At 67.9% G+C, this 17,523-nt stretch carries 14 protein-coding genes and 2 tRNA genes; 9 read left to right on the forward strand and 7 right to left on the reverse strand.

The annotated features are described in order from the left end of the window. The first annotated feature begins 61 nt into the window (after positions 1-61). The 4 genes from FXO19_RS02405 (at position 62) to tadA (ending at position 5,171) form a co-directional block, all read left to right on the forward strand. On the forward strand, positions 62-2,125 hold the full coding sequence (locus tag FXO19_RS02405; RefSeq protein ID WP_187775590.1) for a TonB-dependent siderophore receptor: 2,064 nt from the start codon (positions 62-64) through the stop codon (positions 2,123-2,125). A gap of 327 nt (positions 2,126-2,452) precedes the next feature. Continuing rightward, complete coding sequence (locus tag FXO19_RS02410; protein ID WP_187775591.1) at positions 2,453-4,225, forward strand: sensor histidine kinase; 1,773 nt, start codon at positions 2,453-2,455, stop codon at positions 4,223-4,225. Beyond that, a complete protein-coding gene (locus FXO19_RS02415; protein ID WP_149193451.1) occupies positions 4,222-4,599 on the forward strand; it encodes a response regulator in 378 nt (125 codons plus the stop codon). Before FXO19_RS02410 ends, FXO19_RS02415 begins: the two co-directional genes overlap by 4 nt. A gap of 98 nt (positions 4,600-4,697) precedes the next feature. After that, complete coding sequence (gene tadA / locus FXO19_RS02420; protein WP_149193452.1) at positions 4,698-5,171, forward strand: tRNA adenosine(34) deaminase TadA; 474 nt, start codon at positions 4,698-4,700, stop codon at positions 5,169-5,171. Between the two features lie 93 nt (positions 5,172-5,264). On the opposite strand, the gene FXO19_RS02425 is transcribed toward tadA, so the two are convergent. After that, positions 5,265-5,744 carry a DUF2721 domain-containing protein gene (locus tag FXO19_RS02425; RefSeq protein WP_149193453.1) on the reverse strand — a complete coding sequence of 160 codons (480 nt, stop codon included), beginning with the start codon at positions 5,742-5,744 and terminating at the stop codon, positions 5,265-5,267. 62 nt (positions 5,745-5,806) lie between these two features. Here FXO19_RS02425 and orn point away from each other — a divergent pair, with 62 nt between their 5' ends. Further along, complete coding sequence (gene orn, locus FXO19_RS02430; protein WP_149193454.1) at positions 5,807-6,385, forward strand: oligoribonuclease; 579 nt, start codon at positions 5,807-5,809, stop codon at positions 6,383-6,385. Between the two features lie 34 nt (positions 6,386-6,419). On the opposite strand, the gene FXO19_RS02435 is transcribed toward orn, so the two are convergent. After that, a complete protein-coding gene (locus FXO19_RS02435) occupies positions 6,420-7,352 on the reverse strand; it encodes a mechanosensitive ion channel family protein (RefSeq protein ID WP_149193455.1) in 933 nt (310 codons plus the stop codon). Between the two features lie 100 nt (positions 7,353-7,452). Continuing rightward, the gene (ppsA, locus tag FXO19_RS02440; protein ID WP_149193456.1) at positions 7,453-9,849 is read right to left on the reverse strand and encodes a phosphoenolpyruvate synthase; all 2,397 of its coding nucleotides are present in this window, start codon (positions 9,847-9,849) and stop codon (positions 7,453-7,455) included. A 97-nt stretch (positions 9,850-9,946) separates the two neighbouring features. On the opposite strand from ppsA, the gene ppsR reads away from it, so the two are divergent. Together ppsR and FXO19_RS02450 are read left to right on the forward strand one after the other, a co-directional pair. Then, positions 9,947-10,780: a posphoenolpyruvate synthetase regulatory kinase/phosphorylase PpsR gene (ppsR, locus tag FXO19_RS02445; RefSeq protein WP_149193457.1), complete on the forward strand. Its 834-nt coding sequence runs from the start codon at positions 9,947-9,949 to the stop codon at positions 10,778-10,780. A 163-nt stretch (positions 10,781-10,943) separates the two neighbouring features. Then, positions 10,944-11,453: a DUF1249 domain-containing protein gene (locus tag FXO19_RS02450; RefSeq protein ID WP_149193458.1), complete on the forward strand. Its 510-nt coding sequence runs from the start codon at positions 10,944-10,946 to the stop codon at positions 11,451-11,453. Positions 11,454-11,473: 20 nt separating this feature from the next. On the opposite strand, the gene FXO19_RS02455 is transcribed toward FXO19_RS02450, so the two are convergent. The 4 genes from FXO19_RS02455 to FXO19_RS02470 all read right to left on the reverse strand — a co-directional run bounded on the left by FXO19_RS02455 (position 11,474) and on the right by FXO19_RS02470 (position 13,858). Further along, the gene (locus FXO19_RS02455; RefSeq protein ID WP_149193459.1) at positions 11,474-12,139 is read right to left on the reverse strand and encodes an SAM-dependent methyltransferase; all 666 of its coding nucleotides are present in this window, start codon (positions 12,137-12,139) and stop codon (positions 11,474-11,476) included. Beyond that, positions 12,136-13,494, reverse strand: a complete 1,359-nt coding sequence (locus FXO19_RS02460) for an APC family permease (RefSeq protein WP_149193460.1) — start codon at positions 13,492-13,494, stop codon at positions 12,136-12,138. The genes FXO19_RS02455 and FXO19_RS02460 overlap by 4 nt, the downstream gene beginning before the upstream one ends. A 166-nt stretch (positions 13,495-13,660) precedes the next feature. After that, positions 13,661-13,736, reverse strand: a tRNA-Glu gene (locus tag FXO19_RS02465). A gap of 46 nt (positions 13,737-13,782) precedes the next feature. After that, positions 13,783-13,858, reverse strand: a tRNA-Ala gene (locus FXO19_RS02470). A gap of 388 nt (positions 13,859-14,246) precedes the next feature. Between FXO19_RS02470 and FXO19_RS19065 the strand changes: the two genes are divergently transcribed. Both FXO19_RS19065 and FXO19_RS02480 read left to right on the forward strand, forming a co-directional pair. Next, positions 14,247-14,624, forward strand: a complete 378-nt coding sequence (locus FXO19_RS19065; protein WP_187775592.1) for a CopL family metal-binding regulatory protein — start codon at positions 14,247-14,249, stop codon at positions 14,622-14,624. Between the two features lie 117 nt (positions 14,625-14,741). Then, on the forward strand, positions 14,742-17,462 hold the full coding sequence (locus FXO19_RS02480) for a TonB-dependent receptor (RefSeq protein ID WP_149193462.1): 2,721 nt from the start codon (positions 14,742-14,744) through the stop codon (positions 17,460-17,462). Positions 17,463-17,523: the final 61 nt, after the last annotated feature.

Raw genomic sequence — 17,523 nt, forward strand, 5'->3', positions numbered from 1 at the left:
CCGACCGGATGGATTTAGAAATGTTATATCGTTTCATCTTTGCATTCATCCTCGAGACCTCATGCGCAAGCACCTCCCGGCGGCCCTCGCGTTCGCCCTGTTCAGCACGTCGGCGACCGCCGAGCAACTCCCTGCGCCCGTGGCGACCGACCTCGACACGATCACCGTCTACGGGCGCCCGCTGGGCCGGATCCCCGGCGAAACCGCGACCAAGTCCGGCGCGCCCGTGCTGGAGACGCCGTTCACCGTCAATATCGTTCCGCGCGAGCTGCTGGACCTGCGCAACGTGTCGAACATCGGTCAGGCCATGGAGACCATCAGCGGCGTGGAGCGCACCATCGGGTTCTCGGGCAACCAGCGCTTCCGCATCCGCGGCTTCCAGGCGATCAGCACGCTGCGCGACGGCTTCCGCCAGGGCGTATCGCAGCCGGAGATCGACCTGCAAGGCATCGAGAGCATCGAGGTGTTGAAAGGACCGGCGTCGGCCCTGTATGGCCGTTTCGAGCCCGGCGGCGTGATCAACTTCGTCGCCAAGCGACCCGAGGAGCACTTCGCCGCGAGTGCCTCGCTCACCGGCGGCTCCGACGACTACGCGCGGCTGGGCGTGGATCTGACCGGCCCCCTCAATGCCGGCGGCACGGTGCTCGGCCGGATCAACCTGGCCCACGAGGACGCCGGCAGCTTCCGCGACGGCATCGACAACCGCCAGACCTTCGTCTCGCCGGTATTGGAGTGGCGGCCCGACCGCGATACCAGCCTGATCGCGCGGCTCGAATACCTGGCCCGCGACGCCGCCTTCGACCGCGGCCTGGGCAATCACCCGTTGTTCCTGCAGGTGCCGATCCGCCGCAGCTACGGCGAGGACTCCATGCGCATCCGCAAGGAGCAGTGGATCGGCAGCGTGGAGTTCAACCGGATGCTCGCCGCCGACTGGCGCCTGCGCGTGGGCGCGTTCCGGTCCGACGTCAGCGTGCCCGAGGAAGCGTTCTTCAACTACGGCTTTCCCGCGCTGAGCGGCACCACGGTCAACCGCAATTTCGTCCGCTATCGCGAGCGGCAGAAGGACGCGACACTGCAGGCCGAACTTCACGGCCGCGTGACCACCGGTCCGCTGCAGCACCGGCTGCTGGTCGGCGCGGAGCGCAACATCGACCGCCTGGCCTATCTGGACGGCAGGATCTCCTACGACAATCCGATCGATCTGCTCGAGCCGGTGTACGGTGGCCGCCCGAGCGACTACCTCGATACCGGCGACAGCCGCTACGAGTTCGAGACCACCGCGCTGTACCTGCAGGACGAGATCAGCTGGAACCGCTGGCGCCTGCTGCTCGGCGGTCGCCAGGAAAGGACCGACACGCTGTCGTTCTACACCGGCGGCGTCGATCCGGCGGTGACCCGGCGCGACACGCCGTTCTCGCCGCGGGCGGGCCTGACCTTCCTGGCCACGCCGGACCTGTCCCTCTATGCCAGCTGGGCACATTCGTTCCGCAACGAGGCCGACGTCGGACTGCTGGAAAGCGGCATCACGCCCAAGCCCACGCGGGGCGAACAGATCGAGGTGGGCGCGAAATCGATCCTGCTCGACGGCCGCATGGAAGCCACCCTGGCGCTGTACGACCTGCGCAAGCGCGACGCCGTGGTGGCCGATCCGGTGGACTGGAACCTGGTCATCCAGACCGGCGAACTGCGCTCGCGCGGCATGGAGGCGGAGATCTCGGCGCGTCCGCTCGAGGCCTGGACCCTCGTCGCCTCCTATGCCTATGCCGATGCCACCATCGCCAGGGACACCGACCCCACCATCGTCGACAACCGGCTCGCCGGCGTTCCTCGCCATCAAGCAAGCCTGTGGACCTCATGGGCCTTCGACGGCGTCCTGGCCGGACTGACGGCGGGCGGGGGATTGTTCCATGGCAGCGCGCAGGCCGCGACGACCGCGAACGATCTCTTCCTGCCCGCCTACACACGGCTGGATCTCAACGCGCGCTATGCCTTCGGAGATGGGATGGAACTGCTGCTCAACGTCGACAACGTCACCGACGAGCGCTACTACATCACCGGCGGCTTTTCGCAGATCTATCCACAGCCGCCGCGCGCGTTCCGACTGACCTTCTCGAAACGATGGTAGCGTCCGGCCCTGCAAGCCGGCGACGGTCGAGCGGGAGTGGGCCGGCATCCGTCCCGCGGCACGGCGGCTCCCGTTCCTCCCGCAAAGATCCGAACGCCTGGGCGATCAGGCGCAGGGGAGGGGACGCGTGCTCCCGATGACCGTACTGCCGCATTCACCCTTCCTTCACGCAAATTTCTCCCGTGATGCGTTTGCATGTCCAGATGTGCTGCATGCGACCGGTGCAGCGAAATCGTGATGGCAATGACCGGGCGCCGGCATCGGCGGACAGGCCGGCGGTACAGGGGGAAGCAACTTCATGAGCGGTTCCCATCGATGAGCAGCACGATGACGACCGTGCACGCCGACTTGCCGCGGATCGGCGAGGACCCTCGGAAGAAGGCAGCGCAATGGTTCGACCGGACCTTGCTGGACGCGATCCCGGCACCGATCTGCCTCTGCGACATCGACGGTACGATCGTGCGCTGCAACCGTCGCGCCGAGCAACTGCTGGGGCCCGAACCCGGGACAGTGGAATTTCCGGAGCACGCAGGCGCTCCCGGCGCTGCCGCAATGGGCGATGGCGGCGTGGAAGCCGCATTGCGCGCCGGCATCCCGATGCAGGGGCGGCGGCTGACGATCCGGAACGCGCAAGGCGTCTGCTTGACCATGCTGGCGGACAGCGAAGCGCTGAGTGATGGCGACGGCCGGACCCTGGGCGCCGTGCTGCATCTGCACGATCTCGGCTGGCTGCAACGGGAACAGCTCGAACTGGAACATGACCGGCTGGAGGACTTCTTCCACAATGCCGCGGTCGCGCTGCATCTGGTGGCCGCCGACGGCACGATCCTGCGGGCCAACCAGGCCGAGCTCGACCTGCTGGGCTACGACGTCCACGATTACGTGGGCCGCTCGATCACCGAGTTCCACGACGATCCCGACGCGATCGCCGACATCCTGCGGCGGCTGGCGGCGGGCCAGCGCCTGGACAAGTATCCGGCGCGGCTCCGGGCCAGGGACGGATCGATCGTGCATGTGCAGATCACGTCCAACGCATCGTTCCGCGACGGCAAGCTGGTCAACACCCGCTGCTTCACCGTCGACGTCAGTGAACAGCATGCCGCCGAGCAGGCCTTGCTGCGGCAGGCGACGCGCGAGCACGAGTTGCTGGACGCATTGCCGGTCGCCCTCTACACCACCGATGCCGAGGGCCGTGTCACCTTCTTCAACCGCGCCGCGGCCGCATTCTCGGGGCGCATGCCGGAGCTCGGAAGCGACCACTGGTGCGTGACCGCGCGTCTCTACGAACCGGACGGCACGCCGCTTCCGCACCACAAGTGCCCCATGGCGGTGGCGCTGAAGGAGGGCCGCGACGTGCGCGGCGCCGAGGCGCTGGCCGAGCGCCCGGACGGCACCCGGGTCCCGTTCCTGGCCTTTCCCAGCCAGCTGCGCGATGCGGCCGGCACCGTCGTCGGCGCCGTCAACATGCTGGTGGACATCAGCGAGCGCAAGCGCGCCGAGGCCGAGCAACGCGTACTGATCGACGAGCTCAACCACCGGGTCAAGAACGCACTTGCCGCGGTGCAGGCGATCGCCGCGCAGACACTGCGTTCGACACCCGATCCGTCCCTGTTCGCCGCCAACTTCGAGCGCCGGGTGATCGCGCTTGGCAAGGCCCATGACCTGCTGACGCGGCGGCGCTGGACCGGGTTGGGCATCGGCGAGCTGATCGACTCGGAACTGGCCGCCGAGATCGGGCACCCGGGCCGGATCCAGCTCGAAGGCCCCGAAATCACGCTGCCGCCGCGGGTGGCGCTGTCCTTGCGACTGGTATTGCACGAACTGGCGGACAACGCACGCCGACACGGCGCGCTGTCCACCGCGGAAGGCTGGGTCAGATTGCGCTGGTCACAAACATCGGCCGCGCACTCCGGCACGCTCCGCCTGCAATGGAACGAAGTGAACGGCCCTGCGGTCGCGCCACCCGAAAAGCGCGGATTCGGCATCCGCTTCATCGAGCACAGCGTCGGCACCGAGCTGCGGGGCGAGGCCCGGTTCGATTTCGATCCTACCGGCCTCAGTTGCCGGGTCACGGTTCCGATGGACGACAACGCGCCATGACCGCGGCCAACGCCCGACGTCAGATCCTGGTCGTCGAAGACGAGAGCCTGCTGGCGATGCTGCTCGAGGATCTGCTGACCGACCTTGGCATGCAGGTGCGCCTCACCGCATCGATCGAGGACGCGCTGCAGGCGGTGGAGGCAGAGACGCCACCGGATCTGGCGCTGCTGGACGTGAACATCGGCGGGCGGATGGTCTTCCCGGTGGCGCATGCCCTGGAACGCCGGGGCATCCCCTTCGCCTTCGCCACCGGCTACGGCGAGCAGGGCCTGCCGGAAGATTTCTGCCGGCGCCCGATCATGTCGAAACCGTTCTCGCTGGCCGAACTGCATCAGGTCCTGGATGCGATAAGCGAGCAGCAGGCCGCGCTATAAATTGGAACAGGCGCGGCGCAGCATGCGCCAGGAGTGCCGACAAGCCCCGGGATGCGACAATCGTGCCGCCGGCGGCCGCCGGCGTGTAGGAACGGTCGATGCCGGTCGAAGACGTACAACGGATGCGCCAGGCGCTTGCGCTCGCCGAGCGTGCCGAGAAGGAGGACGATGAGGTTCCGGTCGGCGCGCTGCTGGTGGACGCGGACGGGCGGGTGCTCGGCGAGGGCTGGAATCGCAACATCGGCGAACACGACCCGACCGCGCACGCCGAGATCGTCGCGATGCGCGCCGCCGGTCGCCGGCTGGGCAACCACCGCCTGCCCGGTTGTACCCTCTACGTGACGTTGGAGCCGTGCGCGATGTGCGCCATGGCGATGGTGCACGCGAGGATCGCCCGCGTGGTGTTTGCCGCCGCCGATCCGAAGACCGGTGCCGCCGGCAGCGTCTTCGACCTGCTTGCCGATCCGCGCCACAACCATCTCGTCGCGGTCACCGGCGGCGTACTTGCGGACGAGGCGGGCGCCATGCTCAGCAACTATTTTCGCCGCAAGCGCGGCAGGCCTGCGCTCTAGAGCCGCCGCACCTTTCCCAGTAGAGCGGAGCTTGCTCCGTTGCTCCCGGCTCCGGAACCCGCGTAGGCTCGGCTCTACCGGCCCTTGGGCCGATCACCCCGTCGGGCCGCGCTGCCTGGCGCGGACGTGCGCATCGTCCATCTCGTCGTTGACTGCGGCGACCGCGAGCGCCGCCTCGCGTGCCAGCAGCAGGCTGGCGGCGAACATCGCCAGTACGCCCAGCACCGCCAGCACCGTCGGCAACTGGTCGAAACGATGGCCGAGCAGGGAATCGGCGGCAACCGTCAGGCTGGTGCCGACGAAGCAGCTGATCGCCACGTACAGCAGCTGGCTGCCGCGCAGGATGATCGTGCTGCGGCGACGCTGCAGCTCGATACGCTTTTCCAGCAGCGATCGCTCTTCGGTGTCCTCGCTTTCGCCCAGTTGCTTGAGCAGCGCCCGCGCCCGGTCGATGATGCGCGCCAGGCGGGAGTTCGCCGAGGTCAGCAGGGCTGCGGTCGCGGTCAGGAAGAATGCCGGCGCCAGCATCGCGGTCAGGATGGCGTAGTGGGAGAGTGCGGAACTCGGGATCATGGAGGACAGGGGATGGGGGGCGCTGCGCTATGATGCGCCCTCCCGACGACGATCGCGAGCGCATGGCACAGCGACAATCCGATGCCGACGAAGGCCGCCTGATCTGGATCGACCTGGAGATGACCGGGCTCGACACCGGGCGCGACTCGATCCTGGAGATCGCCACCGTCGTCACCGACTCCGAGTTGCGGGTTCTGGCCGAAGGTCCGGAATGCGCGATTGCCCATCCGCTTGCCACGCTCGAGGCGATGGACGACTGGAACCGCAACCAGCACGGCAAGTCCGGACTGTGGCGGCGCGTCCTCGAGGAGGGCGTGTCGATGGAAGAGGCGGAGCAGCGCACGCTTGGCTTCCTTCGCCGCTGGGTTCCGGAGAACGCCTCGCCGATGTGCGGCAACTCGATCTGCCAGGACCGGCGCTTCCTGCATCGGCAGATGCCGGAGCTGGAGCGTTACTTCCACTACCGCAACCTCGATGTCAGCACCATCAAGGAACTGGCTCGGCGCTGGGCACCATCGCTGCTCGCAGGCGTCAGGAAGCAGGCCGCGCACACCGCCATGAGCGATGTACGCGACTCGATCGAGGAACTGCGGCACTACCGCGAAGGCATGGGGGCGTTCGCTCCGTTCGACCGCTACTGAGTCGACGCCTGCCGGATCGACCGGCCACGGCCGCTCATTGCGGGTCCGGACGCGGCTGATGCTCCGGGTCGTCCAGGCCGATCGCCTCGCTGCCGGAGGTGTCGGGAGCCGGCAGCGCCTGCTGCCCGCCGGCACCGGTATCGCCGACGTGGTGATACATGTGCACGTCGCGCTGCGGGAATGGAATGGAGATGCCGTCGCGGTCGAACGCCTTCTTGATCCGCTCGGTCAGTTCGCACTTGGTGACGAACCAGTCGGCATTGGCGGTGTGGCAGCGGATGCCCAGATTCACCGAACTGTCGGCAAGCTCGTACACCAGCACGTCCGGCGGCGGTTCCGGCAGGACCCGCTCGTCGGCCTGCATGATGTCCATGGCGAGGCCGCGAGCCGTGTCGATGTCGGCGTCGTAGCTGACGCCGATCACCAGCTCGACCCGGCGCATCACGTCCGGGGTCAGGTTGATGATGGAGTCGGTGGTGATCAGGCTGTTGGGGAGCACGATCGTCTGGTTGTCGGCACCGCGCAGTTGGGTCTGGAAGATGCTGATCGACTCGACCTTGCCGGTCTGTCCGTTGATGGTGACGATGTTGCCGACGCGGAACGGCCTCAGCGAGACCAGCATCACTCCCGAGGCGATGTTGGACAGCGAGTCCTTCAACGCCAGGCCGATCGCCAGGCCGGCGGCGCCGAGGACCGCGACCATCGGGGTCATGGACACGCCCACGACCTGCAGCGCCGCCAGTACCAGCACCACCAGCAGGACCACGTGGGTCACCTTGCGCAGGAACATCGCCGCCGTCGGCTCGACGTTGGCACGGGCCAGTCCGCGTTCGGCGACTCCGGTGATCCACTTGACGATGCGCAGCCCGATGAGGAACAGCGCCAGGGCGCCGAGCACATGCAGACCGATCGATATCGCCATCTCGGACCAGCCGGCTTCGTGCAGCCACGACCAGAACGATTCCATGCTTGCGCCTCCCTCTCTATGGTCCTGAAAGTGCGTGGCGCCCCGCAAGCGGGGCGCCGGTTCCCGCGACGACGGTAGCGACGGCGTCGTTAGAGCGACGTTATCGCGCGTCGGATGCTTTGCGCTTGGCCAGCCGCAGCCAGGTGTCGACCACGGTATCGGGATTGAGCGACACCGACTCGATGCCTTCCTGCATCAGCCATTCAGCCAGGTCCGGATGGTCGCTCGGGCCCTGGCCACAGATGCCGACGTACTTGCCCTTGGCACGGGCGCTCTTGATCGCCATCGACAGCAGTTTCTTGACCGCCGCGTCGCGCTCGTCGAACAGGTGCGCGACGATGCCCGAATCGCGGTCCAGGCCGAGGGTCAGCTGGGTGAGGTCGTTGGAGCCGATCGAGAAGCCGTCGAAGATCTCGAGGAACTCGTCGGCCAGCAGCGCGTTCGACGGCACCTCGCACATCATGATGATCTTCAGCGCCTGCTGTCCGTCGACGTGCTGGCCCTGCTTGAGGCCGTTCTTCTCCAGCACCTCGACCACCTTGCGGCCCTCGCCGAGCGTGCGCACGAATGGGATCATCACCCACAGGTTGTCCAGGCCCATCTCGTCGCGGACCTTGCGCACCGCCTCGCACTCCAGCGCGAAGGCGTCGGCGAACGACGGATCGACATAGCGGCTGGCGCCGCGGAAGCCGATCATCGGGTTCTCTTCCACCGGCTCGTAGCGGCGGCCGCCGATGAGGTTGGCGTACTCGTTCGACTTGAAATCCGAGAGGCGCACGATCACCGGATGCGGCGCCACCGAGGCGGTGAGGGTGGCGATGCCCTCGGCCAGGCGGTCGACGTAGAACCGCACGGGGTCGGCATAGCCGGCGCTGCGGGCGTCGATCTGGCGCTTGATGTCAGGGTCCTGGCGGTCGTACTCGAGCAGCGCCTTGGGATGCACGCCGATGTGCGAGGCGATGATCATCTCCAGCCGTGCCAGGCCGATGCCGGCGTTGGGCAGCTGGCCGAAGTCGAATGCGCGTTCGGGGTTGGCGACGTTCATCATGATCTTCAGCGGCGCCTCGGGCATCGACGTGAGGTCGGTGGTGGTGCGCTCGAAGGGCAGGGCATCGGCATAGATGTAGCCGGTATCGCCCTCGGCGCAGCTCACCGTCACCTCGCGGCCGTCGGCGATCGCCTCGAGCGCGGTGCCGGTGCCGACCACCGCGGGCACGCCGAGCTCGCGGGCGATGATCGCCGCGTGGCAAGTGCGGCCGCCGCGATTGGTGACGATCGCCGCCGAGCGCTTCATCACCGGCTCCCAGTCCGGATCGGTCATGTCGGCGATCAGCACGTCGCCGGGCCGCACCTTGTGCATGTCCTCGAGCGAGCGCACCACGCGGGCGACGCCGCTGCCGATCTTCTGGCCGATGGCGCGGCCCTCGGCGATCACCTCGCCACGGCGCTCCAGCGCGTAGCGCTCGATCTGGGTGGCCTTGCCGCGCGACTTCACCGTCTCCGGCCGCGCCTGCACGATGAACAGCTTGCCGCTGACGCCGTCCTTGGCCCATTCGATGTCCATCGGACGCTGGTAGTGTTCCTCGATCGTCAGCGCCTGCCGTGCCAGCTCGTGCACGTCGTCGTCGCTGATCGAGAAGCGCGCGCGCAGTTCCGTCGGCGTGTCCTCGTTGCGCACGCGCTCGCCGGGCGTGTCCGAATACACCATGCGGATCTGCTTGCTGCCCAGGGAACGGCGCAGGATCGCCGGCCTGTCCTGCCGCAGCGTGGGCTTGTAGACGTAGAACTCATCGGGATTGACCGCGCCCTGGACCACGTTCTCGCCGAGCCCGTAGCTGGCGGTGATGAACACCACGTCGCGGAAGCCGGATTCGGTGTCGAGCGTGAACAGCACGCCCGAGGCGCCGACGTCCGAGCGCACCATCAGCTGCACGCCGGCCGACAGGAACACGTCCTCGTGCTTGAAGCCGTGGTGCACGCGGTAGGCGATGGCGCGATCGTTGTAGAGGCTGGCGAAGACCTCCTTGACCTTGACCGCGACGTCGTCGGCGCCGGTGACGTTGAGGAACGTCTCTTGCTGGCCGGCGAAACTGGCGTCCGGCAGGTCTTCGGCGGTGGCCGACGAGCGTACCGCCACCGCCACCTCGCCGCCGCCGTTGTCGGCGCAGAGCTGCCCGTAGGCCGCGCGGATGCCGGCGTCGAGCTCCGGCTGCAGCGGCGCGTCGATCACCCAGCCGCGGATCTCCCGGCCGGCCGCCGTCAACGCCGGCACGTCCTCGACGTCGAGCGGCGCCAGGCGGTCGAAGATCCGCTGCTCGAGGTCGTTGTGGGCAATGAACGCCTTGAACGCGTCGGCGGTCGTGGCAAAGCCCCCGGGCACCGAGACGCCGAGCTGGGCGAGGTGGCCGATCATCTCGCCGAGCGAGGAGTTCTTGCCGCCGACCTGGGCCAGGTCGTTCAGTCGCAGATCGTGCAGCCAGAGGATGTTGGCGCTCAAGGGAGGGCACTCCGAGGGATGGCGGATGGGGGAAACCGGGCGAGGCCCGGCGGAAACGGCTATTTTAGCAACCCTCCCGTCGTCCATGCCCGAATCCATGCATCCGGAATCGCAGCCGCCTCGCCCGGTGTTCTACGTCTCCGACGGCACCGGCATCACCGCCGCGACCATCGGCCACAGCCTGCTGACCCAGTTCTCGGGCTTCCGTTTCGTGACCGACCGGATCCCGTTCGTCGACACGCCCGAGAAGGCGCACGAGGCCGTCGCCGAAATCGTCCGCGCCGGGGCGAACTGCGGCAGCCGGCCGATAGTGGTCAATTCCTGCGTCGATCCCGAGCTCAACCGCATCCTGTCCGAGAGCGGCGCGCTGATGCTCGACGTGTTCGCGCCGTTCATCAAGCCGCTCGAGCGCGAACTCGACGCCCCGCGGCAGTCGCGGGTGGGGCAGGCGCACGGCATGGTCGATTTCGACACCTACCACCGCCGCATCAATGCGATGAACTACGCGCTCACGCACGACGACGGCATGGCGCTCGACTACGGCGACGCCGACCTGATCCTCGTCGCCGTCTCGCGCGCGGGCAAGACGCCGACCTGCGTGTACCTGGCGCTGCATTACGGCATCCGCGCGGCGAACTACCCGCTGACCGAGGAGGATCTCGAGTCGGACCGCCTGCCGCCGAGGCTGCGCGCGCACCGCGACAAGCTGTTCGGCCTGACCATCGATCCGCTGCGCCTGCACCAAATCCGCCAGGAACGACGCCCGAACTCGTGCTACGCGGAAATGGAGACCTGCCGGCGCGAGGTGGCGGCCGCGGAAACGCTGCTGCGCATGGAGCGCATTCCCATCCTGAGCACCACGCACACGTCGATCGAAGAGATCGCCAGCCGCATTCTCGAGGAGCTGGGGATCAACCGCGAAATGTTCTGACGTGTGGATTGCGGCGTGCGGGTCCCGGTGTGCGGGCCCAGAACCCGGATCCGAGGCGCCGACCGCCGATGCGGAAAAACGCGGCAAGGAATCTGAACGTTAGGCCGCCCACGCGATGCCGTCAATGCTGCCGCACTCGCGATCGAGCGTGTAGCATCGGGGCATGTCCCAGCAGGTCGCCATCCGCAATTCCGCCCGCATTCCCAGGCTCAGCCGCTTCGGCTGGCTGATGGGGCTGTATGCGGAGAACCACCAGCGCCTGACCCGCCTGTTCGAGCCGGCCGGGCTCGCGCCCGGCCGCTATCTCTCGCGCAACGGCGACGGCCTCGACGTGCACCTGGACGTGATCGAACAGCACCGCTACACCACCGAGCTGCGCCTGAGCTATGCCATGCGCGATCCGGTGACCGGCGAACCCGATCCGTCCGCCTGGCTGCGCCTCTACCGCGATGCGCGCCAGGTCGAGGCGACCCACTGCTATGTCGGCCGGCGCTGGCAGGACGTGATCGGCCTGTATCCGCCGCCGGCCGAGGTGGTCGACCATCGCATGCGGATGAACACCTTCCTCGGCAAATGGCTGCAGTACCTGGCCGAGCGCGGCCATGGCGTGGCCACGCTGTCGCTCGACAGCGGCGCGCCTGCGCCGGACCTGGCGCGCCTGCCGCCAGCCTGACCGGGCGCCGCGACGGACGCTCAGCGCTCAGGCACCGTCCACATGTAGATGCTGCTGCCGTCCACTTCCTCGGTATGCTCGGGTTCCCATTCGCCGGCCATGTCGAAGGCATGGCTGACGATGCGCGTGCCGGGCTTCAGTTCGCTCAGCAGCTTCGGTCGCAGCTTCACGTTCAGGCTCTGCAGCAGATACAGCGTGACCACCGACGCCTCGCTGATGTCGGTCTCGAACAGGTCCTCCTCGCGGAAGGTCACTTGATCGGTCACGCCGGCCTTCTCGGCGTTCTCATTGGCCTCGCGGATGCGCACCGGATTGATGTCGATCCCCACCGCGCGCACGCCATAGTCCTTCGCCGCGGTGATGGCGATGCGGCCGTCGCCGGAGCCCAGGTCGTAGAGCACGTCGCCTTCCTGGAGCTTCGCCAGTTCCAGCATCCGGTCGACCACCGGCTGTGGCGTCGGCACGTAGATCACGTCCGGCTCGCGCTTGGGGCGCGGCGCATTGTCGTCCATCGCGTAGGACGAATCGGGTTCGGTGGCCGCGGTCACCGCGTCCATCGAGGTGGCCTCGTCCTGCGTTGGTTCCGACTCGAGGACCGGGTCGTAGGCGGTCACGGCGCTCTCGCCGCAGGCGGACACCAGCGGGACCAGCAGCAACAGGCAGGCGATCGACGGGATCGTTTTCATGTAAGCGACTCCTGGGATGGTTGGATCGGTTTCAGGTACAGCAACAGCAATCCTCCGGCCGCCAGCACGCCGACGCCGACCAGGGCGCCGATACCGGTATAGGCCAGACTGGAATACAACAGGAAAGCACTGGTGGCGCAGAACAGCAGCGGCAGCAGCGGATACAACGGCACCCGGAACGGGCGCGGCAGATCGGGATCGCGCCGGCGCAGTACGAACAGCGACACCCCGACCAGCAGGAAGAACAGCCAGAACACGGGCGCGGTGTACTCCACCGCGGTGCGGAAGCCGTCGCGGGCGATTGCGCCCAGGCCGACCAGCAGCAGCGCCAGGCCGCCCTGCACCAGCATCGCCGTGCGCGGCGAACCGCTGCGCGCGTCCCAGCGGCCGATGAAGGCCAGGGCAGGGAAGTCGCGGCCTACTGCGTACACGCTGCGCGCGCCGGTGATCAGGGTGGCGTTGGCCGAGGTCAGCGCCGCGGCCACGACCAGCGCGCTCATGAAGACCGCGCCGCTTTCGCCGAACAGCCGTCGCATGGCATCGGCGGCCACGGCATCGGAATCCGCCATGCCCGACAATCCCAGCACGCGCAGGTAGGCCAGGTTGACCAGCAGGTACAGCGCGGTGATCGCGATCAGGCTGAGCGTGAGAACGCGGGGCATCCAGCGCCGCGCGTCGCGGACCTCGGCGGTGACATAGACCGCCTCGTTCCACCCGCCGTAGGTCAGCAACACGAACACCAGGACCAGGCCGATCGCGCTGTCGCCGCCGGCGGTGGCGGTGGCCGGTGCGGCGCCGGCAGGCGCGAGCAGGAGGGCCGCGGCGACGATCAGGCAGATGCCGGCGATCTCGATCACGGTGAGCCAGTTCTGCGTGCGGGTTCCCTGGCGCACGCCGAGCCAGTTGAGGATGGTCAGCACGATCACGGCGGCAGCGGCGAACAGCGGCGATGCCCATGCGCCGAGCCCGAACAGCTGCGCCAGGTAATCTCCGATCACGAAGGTGAGTACCGCCACCGACCCGGTCTGGATCACCGCCAGCCGTGCCCATGCATAGAGAAAGGCGGGGCGCGCGCCGTAGGCGCGGCGCAGATAGGCATAGTCGCCGCCGGCTTGCGGGTAGGTGGTCGCGAGTTCGGCGTAGCACAGCGCGCCGACGACCGACAGCAGCCCGCCTACCGCCCAGGCCGCGAGCATGATCGCCTCGCTGCCGGAGGCGCCGGCGACCAGGGAAGGCGTCCGGAAAATACCGGCACCGACGACGATGCCGATGGTGATCGCGAAAGCCTCGCGTGCGCGCAGGGTAGGACGGGGCAGGGCCGCAGCCGCGGAAAGCGGCCGTTCGCTCGGGTCCATGACGCTCCGGAGGAAGGCGATGCGCCGGCACGCCGCACCGCGTGGATACCGGTCGATTGAACCAGCCGAAAGATTCGGATCCTGTGAACGCGACGGCCCGACACCGGTCAGCGTCGAACAAAAAAACGCAGGACCTGCAGAGGCAGGTCCCGCGGTTCGTCGTAAATGGCGTCCCCACGGGGATTCGAACCCCGGTCGCCACCGTGAAAGGGTGGTGTCCTAGGCCTCTAGACGATGGGGACGCGGATGTCGCGTTGCGGTTGCCGACCGGCCTTTGGGCGGAAACCGTGGTGGAGCCAGGCGGGATCGAACCGCCGACCTCCTGCATGCCATGCAGGCGCTCTCCCAGCTGAGCTATGGCCCCACGAGTGGAAGCGCGAAATTGTAGTGGCGCCATGATCGGGGCGTCAACTGGCATGACGACTTTGCGTTTCGCCCCGGGAACGGCCTGGGCCCGGATCTGCCGAATAGCGAGCGAAGAGGAACGAAAAACGAGTGGGCGCGCGCGCCCTTGTGTGGGAGCGACGGAAGTCGCGACGCCGCGGAGGGGGCCGCGACTTCCCGGCGCCGGCATGCCGCCGCCACTCCCGCAAAGACAGGGCGCGCGGCGGGATTTTCCGGTCCAAGCAAGCGAGCATCGACATGCCCGGCTGCCGGATCGCGATATTGACACTCCGGTTTCGAGCGTGCTAACTGAAGGGACCGACCACCTCGAGGCTCGGCCCCGCCCAATGTCCCCGCTCGCGCTCGTCATGCGCTATCTGCTGGTCCTGGCGTTCTGCCTCGACGGCAGCATCGGGCTTTGGCGCGCCAGCGCCATGGCGGGAGATCTCTCGCACCACGTCGGCGACCACGCCGCCTCGGCGGATCATCACGACCCGATCGCTGCGGCGCCGTCCGACGAAGATTGCGACGACGAGCCCGCCGCCGGGCAGGGCGCATCCGTGCACGAGGATTGCGACTGCCGCGTAGCCGGCTGCGCCTGCGCCTGTGGGTTCGCCATCACGGCGGTCGTCGGCTCGGTGCCGTTCGCCGCACAGCATCGGCTCGCCGCCGCGCCGCCGGCGCGCGCCGATATGGGCGTGCTCCAGTCCGCGCGCTCCGCAGTCTTCCGACCTCCGATCGGTTGATCTCGTCCGGCCGTCTCCGCGACGGCCCCGATGTCTCGTCCGAACCGGGCGTGCGCGCCACGCATGCCGCGACGGGACCTGTGCCGACCAGATCCGATACCGCTCGGAGGAGTCCCCATGTCACTGCAGCACCATCATCTTGCGCTGGCGATCGCCGCGCTCACCACCGCCGGCGTCCCGTCCGCGGCCTTCGCCCAGACCATCGACGATCGAGCCGACGCGTCGGAAGCGGCCACCCTGGAGACCGTCACCGTGACCGGCAGCCACATCAAGCGCGCCGCGATCTCGGGCGTCGGCCCGGTCACCGTCATCGACGCCGAGGCCATCGAACGCTCCGGCGTGACTTCGGTGGAGACGCTGTTGCAGCGCCTGCCGGCGTCTGCCGGCTTCGGCGGCAACCAGACCAACGCCTACTGGGCCGACAACGGCTACGGCACCGCCCAGATCAACCTGCGCGGCCTGGGCATCAACCGGACGCTGGTGCTGCTGAATGGTCGTCGCATGGTCAACGGTGGCACCGGCGCCAACAGTTCGGTCGACCTCAACACGATCCCGGTCGCGCTGATCGAGCGGATCGAGGTGCTCAAGGACGGCGCGTCGGCGATCTACGGCGCCGACGCCCTCGCCGGCGTGGTGAACATCATCACCAAGCGGGACTTCGAAGGCGTCGAGGCATCGGTCCGCTATGGCCAGACCACCAAGGGCGACGGCGAGGAGGGCGCCGCGGACCTGGTCTGGGGCACCACCGGGGAGCGCGGTTCGCTGGTGGCCGCGATCAGTTATTCCGAAAGCCGCGAGGTCAACATGGCCGACCGCCAGCCCTGCGGCCTGGGCGAATCCGACGGCCGGTTGGTCTGCGTCGGCAGTTCCGCCACCATCGGCGGCCGCGCCGTGCTTGCGGACGGCAGCAGCGTCAACTTCAACCAGGATCCGGACGGCGACGGCGACTTCTACGAGCCTTATTCGCCCGACAAGCACAACTTCAACTCCAATCCCTATCTCAATGCGGTCAATCCGATCAAGCGGTTGAGTTTCAGCGCCTTCGGCCACCTCGCGCTGAGCGACGACGTGCGGCTGTTCACCGAGTTGATGGCCAGCAACCGGCGCTCCGACCAGCTCGCGACCGCCGGTTCGCTCGGGCTGTACCGCCCGGTCGAGATCGCGGCCGATCATCCGACCAATCCCACCGGCCAGGACCTGCTGCTGCAACGTCGCCGGCTGATGGAGGCGGGAACGCGCGACTTCTTCCAGGACGTCGACACGTTCCGGGTCGTGGCTGGGCTGGAGGGCCGGTTCGGCATCGGCTGGGACTGGTCGGTGGCGCTGAACTGGGGGCGCAACACCGGCGTCGACGGCTCGACCAACGTCGCCAACCTCGATCGCGTCGACCAGACGCTCGACCGTTCCGTCTGCAGCGATGCGCCCGGCGCCGCCATCCCGTGCGGGGACTACCTGGGCTACGGCGACCTGAGCCGGGAAGTGCTCGACTACATCCTGTTCACCACCCGCGATACCGGCGGCAACGAGCAGAAGAGCTTCACCGCCAACCTCAGCGGCCAGGTGTTCGAACTGCCGGCGGGCTGGGTCGGCGTGGCTGCCGGTGTCGAGGTCCGCGAGGAACGCGGCTGGCGCGATCCCGACCAACTCACCGTGCTGGGCATCGCCAACAGCAACCAACAGGACCCGATCGATGGCGAATACCTGGCCAAGGAGGCATTCGCCGAAGTCGCGATACCGCTGCTGCAGAGTCGGCTGCTGGCGGAATCGCTGACGCTCAACGCGGCGGTCCGCCATTCCGACTACGACCTCTTCGGTGCCGACACCAACTACAAGATCGGGCTGGACTGGCAGGTGGTGCCGGCGCTGAAGTTGCGGGCCAACTACGCCACCGCGTTCCGCATTCCCAACGTGCCGGAACTGTTCGGCGGCGTGTCCGAAGGCAATCTCACCACCACCGATCCGTGCAGCGGATGGAGCAATCTGCCGTCCTCGTCCGTGGTCTACCAGAACTGCCAGGCTTCCGGCGTGCCGGCGGGCTACACGCAGCTGGGCAACACCATCCTGACCACCGTCGGCGGCAACCAGGACCTGGAGCCGGAAGACGCCAGGACGCTGACCCTCGGCGTCGTGTGGACGCCGGCATTCGCCGAAGATCTCACGCTGACGCTCGACTACTTCAACATCCGCATCGACAACGCGATCCAGCGCATCGACGGCTCGACCAAGCTGGCGGTCTGCTACGACACGCCCGGGCTCGCGCATCCGTTCTGCGACTCGTCCAGCTTCACCCGCAACGCGCAGACCGGCGAGGTCGATTTTCTGTCCGCGCAACCGGTCAACGCCGCCAGCGAACGCGTCTCCGGCATCGACCTCGGCCTGCTGTACCAGTTCGGCATCGGGGACGTGGACGCCGCACTCAACTGGGACGTGTCCTACCTGCGGCGCTACGACGTGCAGCCGTTTCCCGGCGCCGAGGAAATCCACTACGCCGGGAAGATCACCGGCGGCCGCGGCAGCTACGCACGCTGGCGCTCGCTCGGCTCGCTCACCCTGGCGCAGGGGCCATGGTCGGGGGCCTATACCCTGCAGTACATCGGATCGGCGGACGACATCAATGCCTCGCCTGGCGATATCGGCGACCACGCGCCCAGCCTGACCTACCACAACGTCCAGCTGCAGTACGCGGTCAACGAGGCGTTCGACATCGCATTCGGCATCGACAATCTCTGGGACAAGCGGGCGCCGTTCATCCAGAGCTATACCGACGCGAACACGGACACGATGACCTATGACCTGCTCGGCCGTCGCTGGAACGCCAGGTTCGCTTACCGCTGGTAACCGGTTGTCGCCCTTGCCCGGCGCCCGCGCCGGGGAGGGCGACACGCGTGCATTCGCTTCT

It is taken from the genome of Luteimonas suaedae (assembly GCF_008312895.1).
Lineage (GTDB): Bacteria > Pseudomonadota > Gammaproteobacteria > Xanthomonadales > Xanthomonadaceae > Luteimonas > Luteimonas suaedae.

Excerpts from the sequence above, each read along its gene's own strand:
- FXO19_RS02405 (WP_187775590.1), top strand. The coding sequence starts at position 62 with ATGCGCAAGCACCTCCCGGCGGCCCTCGCGTTCGCCCTGTTCAGCACG.
- tadA (WP_149193452.1), top strand. The coding sequence starts at position 4,698 with ATGCCGGTCGAAGACGTACAACGGATGCGCCAGGCGCTTGCGCTCGCC.
- FXO19_RS02410 (WP_187775591.1), top strand. The coding sequence starts at position 2,453 with ATGACGACCGTGCACGCCGACTTGCCGCGGATCGGCGAGGACCCTCGG.
- FXO19_RS19065 (WP_187775592.1), top strand. The coding sequence starts at position 14,247 with ATGCGCTATCTGCTGGTCCTGGCGTTCTGCCTCGACGGCAGCATCGGG.
- FXO19_RS02460 (WP_149193460.1), bottom strand. The coding sequence starts at position 13,494 with ATGGACCCGAGCGAACGGCCGCTTTCCGCGGCTGCGGCCCTGCCCCGT.
- orn (WP_149193454.1), top strand. The coding sequence starts at position 5,807 with ATGGCACAGCGACAATCCGATGCCGACGAAGGCCGCCTGATCTGGATC.
- FXO19_RS02480 (WP_149193462.1), top strand. The coding sequence starts at position 14,742 with ATGTCACTGCAGCACCATCATCTTGCGCTGGCGATCGCCGCGCTCACC.
- FXO19_RS02415 (WP_149193451.1), top strand. The coding sequence starts at position 4,222 with ATGACCGCGGCCAACGCCCGACGTCAGATCCTGGTCGTCGAAGACGAG.
- FXO19_RS02450 (WP_149193458.1), top strand. The coding sequence starts at position 10,944 with ATGTCCCAGCAGGTCGCCATCCGCAATTCCGCCCGCATTCCCAGGCTC.
- FXO19_RS02425 (WP_149193453.1), bottom strand. The coding sequence starts at position 5,744 with ATGATCCCGAGTTCCGCACTCTCCCACTACGCCATCCTGACCGCGATG.
- FXO19_RS02455 (WP_149193459.1), bottom strand. The coding sequence starts at position 12,139 with ATGAAAACGATCCCGTCGATCGCCTGCCTGTTGCTGCTGGTCCCGCTG.
- FXO19_RS02435 (WP_149193455.1), bottom strand. The coding sequence starts at position 7,352 with ATGGAATCGTTCTGGTCGTGGCTGCACGAAGCCGGCTGGTCCGAGATG.
- ppsR (WP_149193457.1), top strand. The coding sequence starts at position 9,947 with ATGCATCCGGAATCGCAGCCGCCTCGCCCGGTGTTCTACGTCTCCGAC.